General features: G+C 41.4%; 6 protein-coding genes and 1 pseudogene. 3 read left to right on the top strand and 4 right to left on the bottom strand.

The window, feature by feature from the left end; translation table 11 throughout:
• The first annotated feature begins 586 nt into the window (after positions 1-586).
• Both JWP71_RS09395 and JWP71_RS09390 read left to right on the top strand, forming a co-directional pair.
• The gene (locus tag JWP71_RS09395; protein WP_299499010.1) at positions 587-2,455 is read left to right on the top strand and encodes a PDZ domain-containing protein; all 1,869 of its coding nucleotides are present in this window, start codon (positions 587-589) and stop codon (positions 2,453-2,455) included.
• Between the two features lie 4 nt (positions 2,456-2,459).
• Entirely contained in the window at positions 2,460-3,764 is a 1,305-nt protein-coding gene (locus JWP71_RS09390) for a M20/M25/M40 family metallo-hydrolase (RefSeq protein ID WP_299499007.1), read from the top strand.
• A gap of 67 nt (positions 3,765-3,831) precedes the next feature.
• Here the strand turns inward: JWP71_RS09390 and JWP71_RS09385 are convergent, their stop codons facing one another.
• From JWP71_RS09385 to JWP71_RS09370, 4 genes are all read right to left on the bottom strand, one after another.
• The gene (locus JWP71_RS09385) at positions 3,832-4,326 is read right to left on the bottom strand and encodes a GNAT family N-acetyltransferase (RefSeq protein WP_299499005.1); all 495 of its coding nucleotides are present in this window, start codon (positions 4,324-4,326) and stop codon (positions 3,832-3,834) included.
• Between the two features lie 109 nt (positions 4,327-4,435).
• A complete protein-coding gene (locus JWP71_RS09380; RefSeq protein WP_299499003.1) occupies positions 4,436-5,188 on the bottom strand; it encodes an ATP-binding cassette domain-containing protein in 753 nt (250 codons plus the stop codon).
• 2 nt (positions 5,189-5,190) lie between these two features.
• Positions 5,191-6,669, bottom strand: coding sequence for a DUF5687 family protein (locus JWP71_RS09375; RefSeq protein ID WP_299499001.1), 1,479 nt, complete (start codon positions 6,667-6,669; stop codon positions 5,191-5,193).
• A gap of 77 nt (positions 6,670-6,746) precedes the next feature.
• Positions 6,747-8,027, bottom strand: a complete 1,281-nt coding sequence (locus tag JWP71_RS09370) for a replication-associated recombination protein A (RefSeq protein ID WP_299498999.1) — start codon at positions 8,025-8,027, stop codon at positions 6,747-6,749.
• Between the two features lie 65 nt (positions 8,028-8,092).
• Between JWP71_RS09370 and JWP71_RS09365 the strand changes: the two are divergent.
• A pseudogene (locus tag JWP71_RS09365) lies at positions 8,093-8,341 on the top strand (DNA-3-methyladenine glycosylase 2 family protein); the annotation flags it as partial.

Here is an 8,341-nt window from a genome sequence, read left to right as displayed (position 1 = left end):
AAAATCGGTACTTACTAAGGTAATTACGTTTTAGAGTAAGATCGTTGTTTATATTCCGCATAACTTTTAGCTTTATTCTTTAAAGCTAATTCTGTTACCGAATTATCTGACCTTTACAATTGCGAGGTACGAAGCAATCTCTACGTAAGCTAATCAATATCAACAAGGACTTATCCACCTAATATATGTGCTATGTGTACGCGTTACTATTACGCACAATTGAATGTCCTACGTAGAGATTGCTTCGTACCTCGCAATGACGGCGCGGAGAAGAAACGTAATGACACAATATCATCAGGCAATTTGTTTCATCTTGTTTCACCACCTAGAAATCACCCGATTTGCAATTATTTGATTATCAGTAAATTAAACAACAATTACGCATAAAAAAACAGACGAATAAGTTGTTACATTTTGCTACATCACTTTTTCACAATTACCTAATAACCAATACATTAAGTCAAAATCTTGTTACACTTGTTACATTTTGTTTCACCACACGTGTAACAAAGCTGATATTGCGTGTGCGTTCCCTTTTTGCTATTATTTGTTTTTAATCGTAATTTGAGCGCAATTAACTGAACTAATGAAAAGACTACTCCTTACCTTATTTGCTTTTGCACTACTTGCAGGCGCAACAGTTGCACAAACTGTACAAAAACCTATTTATTACGTGGTTTCGTTCCCAAATGCGGCGCATCACGAGGCCGAATTTGTAATAACCATACCACAGGCCCCTGCGGGCGCGTTGCGCCTGCACATGAGCCGCTCATCTGCCGGGAGGTATGCCACGCACGAGTTTGGCAAGAACGTTTATAACGTTAAGGCAGCTAATGTTGATGGCACCCCGCTAATCGTAAAACAAGTTGAGGGTGATGTATATGAAATTGCCGATCATAGCGATGTGGTAAAAGTAAGCTATACCCTGTTTGGCAATTGGACAGATGGCACTTACGCGAGTATCGACCCCAGCCACGCGCACTTAAACATGCCCGCCGCTTTCATGTGGGTTGCAGGGATGGATCAACGGCCCATAAAATTTGAATTTAATGATCTGGATAAATATGGCTGGAAAGTAGCTACCCAGTTAAAGCATGAGGGTGCAAATATTTACAGTGCGCCTAATATGCAATATATGATGGATAGCCCCACAGAGCTTTCTGCTTTTAAAGCAACCAGTTGGGATGTAACCAATCCCGGGGGCAAAAAACAACGCATCAATTTAACCGTACACTCGGTAGATGACCAGGGAGTGATTGATAATTTTGGTAAAATGGTACAAAAGGTGGTACTGGAAGAGCAAGCGGTATTTGGCGAATTGCCTGTGTATGATTTTGGCGAGTATACCTTTTTAGATGATGTTTACCCAACGGTTTCGGGCGATGGCATGGAACACCGCAATTCAACCTGTATTGTACAACCAGTGGATAAAGTTGCCGGTAATGAAACCCGCTTGCTGGGCACATTCGCCCATGAATATTTTCATAGCTGGAACGTAAAGCGTATCCGTCCAAAATCATTAGAACCATTTAATTTTGATCATGCCAACATGAGCAATGAGCTTTGGTTTGCCGAGGGATTTACGCAGTATTATGGCGAAATGCTATTGGTACGCGCCGGATTTATTACGCCCGAGGAGTATACCCGCACAGCAAGCGGCCTGGTAAATGCTGTTTTAAACTCGCCCGGCGCGGCACGATACCCTGCTGTAGAAATGAGCCGTAAAGCTGTTTATACCGATGCCGGTGTATCAATAGATCCGGCCAATTATGGCAATAATTTTTTGAGCTATTACTATTATGGCGGGGCCATTGCGCTGGCGCTCGACCTGCGTTTGCGCAGCGATTTTAACCTAACGCTTGATGATTATATGCGTGCGGTTTGGCTGTCGCAAGGCAAGGTGATGAAGCCTTATACTGTACCAGATCTGCAAAATGTATTGGGCAAACTTACTAACCCTAAATTTGCTGCCGATTTTTACAGCAAATATGTTTACGGCATAGATAAAAACAATTATGAAGCATTACTGGCAAAAGCAGGGTTTGTATTACGTAAAGCAGGAGCCGGAAAAGTATGGTCGGGCTTATCTGCAATACCAATACGTGGCCGTTCGGGCCAGGCACGCACTACCAGCGATGCCGGGTTTGCTATAACCACCAACACTACTATTGGCACGCCACTTTACAACGCAGGTATTGATGCGGGCGATATTATATTAAAAGCCGACGGGAAAGATATAACCGATGCCGCGTCATTTAGCCAGGCAATTATTGATAAAAAGCCAGGCGATAAGATCACTGTTGATTATAAAAACCGTACCGGCGCGCATTCAACCACGGTAACGTTAGAAGAAAATCCATACTTTGAAGTAGTAACTGCCGAAAAAGCAGGCGGGCAGCTCAGCGCAGAACAAGCAGCTTTCCGTAAAAGCTGGTTATCATCAAAAGTAAAATAGCTTTATGAAAAAAATTATAGCAGTAATTGTATTAATTGCCACATCATATTACAGTTTTGCGCAGGATGTTGACAAACTCATTCAGCAAAAAGATGTGGAGCGCATTATAAAAACATTGTCTGCTGATGATATGCAGGGCCGCGCTACATTTACACCCGGTATTGAAAAAGCGGCAAAGTTTATCGAGAACGAGTATAAAACGATAGGACTGGAGCCGATGAAAGGGAATAGCGGCTTTCGTCAAAATTTCACAATGGTAAAAACAACAGGTGTTAAAACAACTGTTACCATAAATGGCCTAAATATCCCTGCAGATAGCGTTGCCGTAATGGCAAACATGCCATTTAACTGGACCGCTATAACCGATGCTGAGGTAATTGTTGTATCGCCTGATGTAGATTTTCAAAACGAGTATAGGAAATATACCAACAGCGGTAAAAAGCAGTTAGTTATTGTTGATCCAAAATTCGCGCCTTTTTTTAAAAGACTGCAAACATTTTCAAGGGGCGGAAGAGCCGTTTTTAAAGATGCACCTGTTAAACCACAGGTGCCGGTAGTTTTTGTAATAGGCAAATTTGATGCTATAAAGTCTTACAGTGTTAATTATGAAACTAAAACCCAGGAGCTGCCATTATTTAATGTTGCCGGTATTTTACCCGGTAAAACCAAGCCTGATGAATTTGTAATATTCTCCGGTCATTATGATCATTTGGGCATTCTTAAACCCATGCAGGGCGATAGTATAGCCAATGGAGCAGACGATGACGCATCGGGCACAACAGCCGTAATTACACTGGCAAAATATTTTAAAAAGCTAAACAATAATGAGCGCACTTTAATATTTGTTGCCTTTACTGCCGAAGAAATAGGCGAGTATGGTTCAACCTATTTTGCAAAAACTGTAGAGCCCGATAAAATAGTGGCTATGTTTAATATTGAGATGATAGGCAAAGCTTCTAAATGGGGTACAAACTCGGCCTTGATAACCGGGTATGAACGGTCAAGCTTCGGGTCCATACTGCAAAAGAACCTGGAGGGTACAAACTTTAAGTTTTACCCCGATCCATATATATCAGAGAATTTGTTTTACCGCAGCGATAATGCCTCGCTGGCAAGAGTTGGTGTACCGGCGCATACCATATCAACCGATCAGATTGATATAGACAAGCTTTATCATACGGTAAAGGATGAGTTTAGTTCATTAGATGTTGGTAATATAACCTCAACCATAAAAGCTATCGCGCTAAGTTCACGCACCATAGTTTCGGGACAGGATACCCCAACAAGGGTAGCTAAATTAGAAAAATAATGAACGATGTGTTTGTATAAACCTTGTAAGATTTGTGAAGCTTTAAAAACTTCGCAAATCTATTTATCTACAACTCTTTCCGCATTACATAATCGTTCATCCAATAAGGCCCTATAGCAACATCTTCCTCATAAGCAATAGTAAAGCCCATCTTTTCATAAAAATATTTGGCATTATTTTGCCGGTTTACATTAAGCTCTAATACGTGTTTGCCCGCCGCTAATACATTCCCGGCAATGGTATTGATCAAAATCTTACCATAACCTTTTCCCTGAGTTGAAGGTAAGCAGTAAATTTTGTGCAGTTTATATACCTCGGGGTTTTCGTCCCGGGGCGAATAGGCGGCAAAGGCAACTGGCTGTTCATCCTCTGTTAATAATAAATAGGTTTGGGTGCCCTGCTCAATTTGGTCCGTAATTTTTTCGGAAGAATAGATCTCGCCCAGCATATATTTTATCTGCTCATTTTCAAGCAGCGGCGAATAGGTGGGCCACCAGGTTTCCTCAGCGAGGCGCTGTATGGTTGCCACATCGTTTATGGTTGCTTCTCTGATATGATGCATAAATATTTAGTTCTTCATGTTATTTCGAACGATAGTGAGAAATCTTATAAGTAAAGCTTGATATATAAGATTTCTCCTCGTACCTCGTCGAAATGACAGGGGTTTATTATTAATGATTCTCTTCCTTATCAACAATTGGTTCTGCCGATACTTTTGGCGCGGTTACATCGCCAATAGCAAAGTATTGTTCCAACTCTGCAAGGGTTGATGAATTGGTAGCCATATCTTTAATGATCTTTCCTTTTTCCATCAGTAAAATGCGGTCGCAAACGTCGGTAATGTGGTTAAGGTCATGGCTTGATACCAGTGTGGTCATACCTTTTTTATTTACCTCCTTCAGTATATTCTTTAAGCGGAACTGGGTAGTAGGGTCAATATTCGCAAAGGGCTCATCCAGCATTAAAAATTCGGGTTGTTGCAATAAGCACGAGGTTATACCAACCTTGGTTTGGTTACCTTTTGACAGATCGCGAATGTATTTACCCTTTTTTAATATCTCTCCGTTAAAAAAATCAGCATACCCTGCTAAAAAGTCATCCACATGCACGCGGGTTTGCTGGTGCAGGCCACCTATAAAGTAAAAGTATTCTTCGGGAGTAAGATAATCTATCAAAAATCCCTCATCTAAATAAGACGCGGTATAATTTTTCCAGTTTTCATGGCCTGCAACAGGCTCGTTGTTTGATAATACTTCACCGGCTTCGGGGCGTATCAAATCCAATATCGTGCGGAACAAGGTGGTTTTACCGGCACCGTTATTACCAACCAGGCCAATACTCTCACCTTTCTGTATCTCCAGCTGCGGTATATTTACCACAATAACGCCGCTATAAACTTTTTTAAGATCTTTTATCTGTATCATTATTACTTGTTTCTAAAACCTTCGGTTATGGTAAATTTGCGTTGGTAAAAATCGGCCTCCAATGTTTTTATCCAATAGCTGCGGGTAAATACACCTATTACCCCAATTGCCGCCATTAATGCAAAGGCCAGATTAGGGTAACCTAAAAATTTTAGCGGCACATAAATAACAAATGGCGGCAACAATAACAAAAACGACAACATTAACTGGGTTGCGCCAACACCTTCCCAGTTAAATGATGCGCCTTTACTCAAATCAATACGTTTGGCGTTACGGTTGGCAAAATATAAAACAATATTGGCGGTGACACCCAGGTTCCATAAGTACATTACAAAATGAATCATCAATATGCGCCAGCCAAAATATACATATGGGGTAGTTAATATAAAAGCCAGTGTTGATACTGTTGTAAACAATAGGTACTTCCCTTTTAAAAAGTTGGTAAAGCTAATCTTGCTCACCATAAGGCCATCAAAATGCGATGCCTGCCAGCTATACATAAACTGCCCATAATTAATAATAAAAAAACCCGTCATAAACATCCCTACAAAAACACGGGGGGCGTCGCTATTTTTCATGCCGGGATTAGCATAAAATATTAACCCATACAGCAAGAAGAATAAAGACATGATGAGCGCCGAACGCGGGCGTTTATTACGCAATATCAGCTTGATCTCGTTAGCTACCAAATCGCCCGTAGCGCCAAAGCTGTTTAGTATCGGGAACTCGGTGCTGCTTTTATATTTTTCTTTTTTGGTGCTAAGTTCTTCGAGATAAAGATTTTGTTTGAGGTATAAAAAGTTTAAATAATACATGCCCGCGCCAAGCAACACCGGCACTAAAGCCAACACCGGGTGATTAATTAAATTACCAAAAAACAGGTAAGATATATTGCGGATAGATATAATGTGCCACATAAAGTCAGACAAACCAATTAACACCAATACCGCAGCAACTATTAAAAATATCCAGCCGTTTAAGTTTGATTTACGCTTGATATATAAAGCCAGGTAATTATTAAAAATGGATATCCCTAAAATAGAAATGATAAAAGCTAAAGCAACCAAACCACCCGCGTCATGCAGTATTACCTTAAAAATAAAAGGAAAGAAAAGTATGATGGGCCATAAGTTAAACACCGAAAATAATGCGGTTAAAGCCAGGTAGCCAACAATGCTATTACGTTTAATTGGTAGCTGTAAATACGGCTGCACCCTTAGCGTAGGCAGCTCCTGTAGTTGCAGCCTTGAAAATAGTTCTGATAGGTAATAGATCAAAATTATTCCGCAAAACGAAAAGATCAATGCATCATGCGGGAAAACTTTTTTCAAAACCGTATCCATAAAAAAGCCCACCACCAGCATGTTTAAGAACAGATATAAAATCAGGACAGCCATTATTATGCGTATGGCTAAATTTTTACCGGTATTTTTTGAGCGCCAAAAGGCTTTTAATTCGTGCTTAAAAAAAGTTGAGATCATATATACCCGCTATGACGAATGAGTTTAATTTACTGTAATTATAATTAAATAAATTAAGATAAGACGAAAGTCGAGACCTAATACTTATACCTGTCGCCCCACAATTTCTTTAACTTTTCTTTTGACTCATGCTCCCTTGGGTTGTTACCGGGTTCATAAATTTTTGTACCTTTTATGGCATCGGGTAAAAAATCAAGGTCTACAAAGTTACCCTCAAAACTGTGGGCGTATTTATAGTCTTTGCCATAGCCAATGTTCTTCATCAGTTTGGTTGGGGCATTGCGCAGGTGCAGCGGTACAGGGAGGTCACCTGTTTGTTTAACCAGGCTCATGGCTGTACCAATAGCCGTGGTGGCCGAATTACTTTTGGGCGATGTAGCAAGGTATATAGCGGTCTGTGAAAGAATCAACTGCGACTCGGGCATACCAATTACATTTACAGAATTAAAGCAAGCCTGCGCCAGTAAAAGAGCATTAGGATTAGCATTGCCAATATCTTCTGATGATAGTATCAGCATGCGGCGTGCAATAAACAGCGGATCCTCGCCGCCGGCTATCATACGCGCCAGCCAGTAAATCGCGCCGTTGGGGTCGCTGCCGCGCATGGATTTGATGAAAGCTGATATAATATCATAGTGCTGCTCGCCGGCTTTATCATAAAGTGCCATGTTTTGCTGTACATGATCCAGCACCGCTTTATTGGTGATCTCTATTTTTTTCCCCTCGAAAGCGTTAACCAGCAATTCAAATATATTCAAGAGCTTGCGGGCATCCCCGCCTGACAGGCGAAGTAAAGCTTCATTTTCTTTAATGACGATATTCTTTTTACTTAGCACAACATCTTCTTTCTGTGCCTTATCCAGCAGGCTAACCAAATCTTCTTCTTCCAAAGGCTGTAGAATATAAACATGGCATCGCGATAGCAAAGCCGATATTACCTCGAACGACGGGTTTTCGGTAGTAGCGCCTATTAGTGTTACTATACCACGTTCGACTGCGCCCAGCAATGAATCCTGCTGCGATTTAGAAAAGCGGTGTATCTCGTCAATAAACAATATGGGTAAAGAATCGCCCTCTTCTTTTAAACGCGAAGCGGTTTCAATAACCTCGCGCACATCTTTTACGCCCGAGTTTATAGCGCTTAGCGAAAAGAACGGCCGCTCCAGCGTTTGCGAAATAATATAGGCCAGCGTAGTTTTACCCACGCCCGGCGGCCCCCAAAACAGCATAGACGGCAACGCGTCACTTTCGATAGCCTTGCGCAACACTGCGCCCGGCCCCACCAGGTGTTTCTGACCGACATAATCATCCAGATTTTTAGGGCGCATACGCTCTGCTAACGGCGGGAGGTTATTCATGTAGTAAAAATCTGAAAAGTTTAGGCCAAATCCTAAATTTTTTAGTATTTTTAGATAACAATTAAATGATAACTAAGTTTACCCAATACACCTACCGCCCCATTTGCGATAAACTGGCATTAGCCGACACGCACCTTGCCGACGTCATTCAAGCGCATGGCTACCCACCTTTATGGTCGCGCCCCAATACTTTTGAAACTTTGGTGCATATTATTTTGGAGCAGCAGGTTTCGCTGGCATCTGCATTATCCGCGTTAAATAAATTGAAGGAACGCGTACAAGAGCTTACGCCTGCCCGAGTATTACTGCTTACC

The organism is Mucilaginibacter sp., from assembly GCF_028287845.1.
GTDB lineage: Bacteria > Bacteroidota > Bacteroidia > Sphingobacteriales > Sphingobacteriaceae > Mucilaginibacter.
Note: the sequence above shows the minus strand (reverse complement) of the source record. Positions and strands in the feature narration are given on the sequence as shown.

What these genes read in the sequence shown, in the direction of transcription:
- JWP71_RS09375 (WP_299499001.1), bottom strand. Translation starts at nt 6,669, where the DNA reads ATGATCTCAACTTTTTTTAAGCACGAATTAAAAGCCTTTTGGCGCTCA.
- JWP71_RS09385 (WP_299499005.1), bottom strand. Translation starts at nt 4,326, where the DNA reads ATGCATCATATCAGAGAAGCAACCATAAACGATGTGGCAACCATACAG.
- JWP71_RS09370 (WP_299498999.1), bottom strand. Translation starts at nt 8,027, where the DNA reads ATGAATAACCTCCCGCCGTTAGCAGAGCGTATGCGCCCTAAAAATCTG.
- JWP71_RS09395 (WP_299499010.1), top strand. Translation starts at nt 587, where the DNA reads ATGAAAAGACTACTCCTTACCTTATTTGCTTTTGCACTACTTGCAGGC.
- JWP71_RS09390 (WP_299499007.1), top strand. Translation starts at nt 2,460, where the DNA reads ATGAAAAAAATTATAGCAGTAATTGTATTAATTGCCACATCATATTAC.
- JWP71_RS09380 (WP_299499003.1), bottom strand. Translation starts at nt 5,188, where the DNA reads ATGATACAGATAAAAGATCTTAAAAAAGTTTATAGCGGCGTTATTGTG.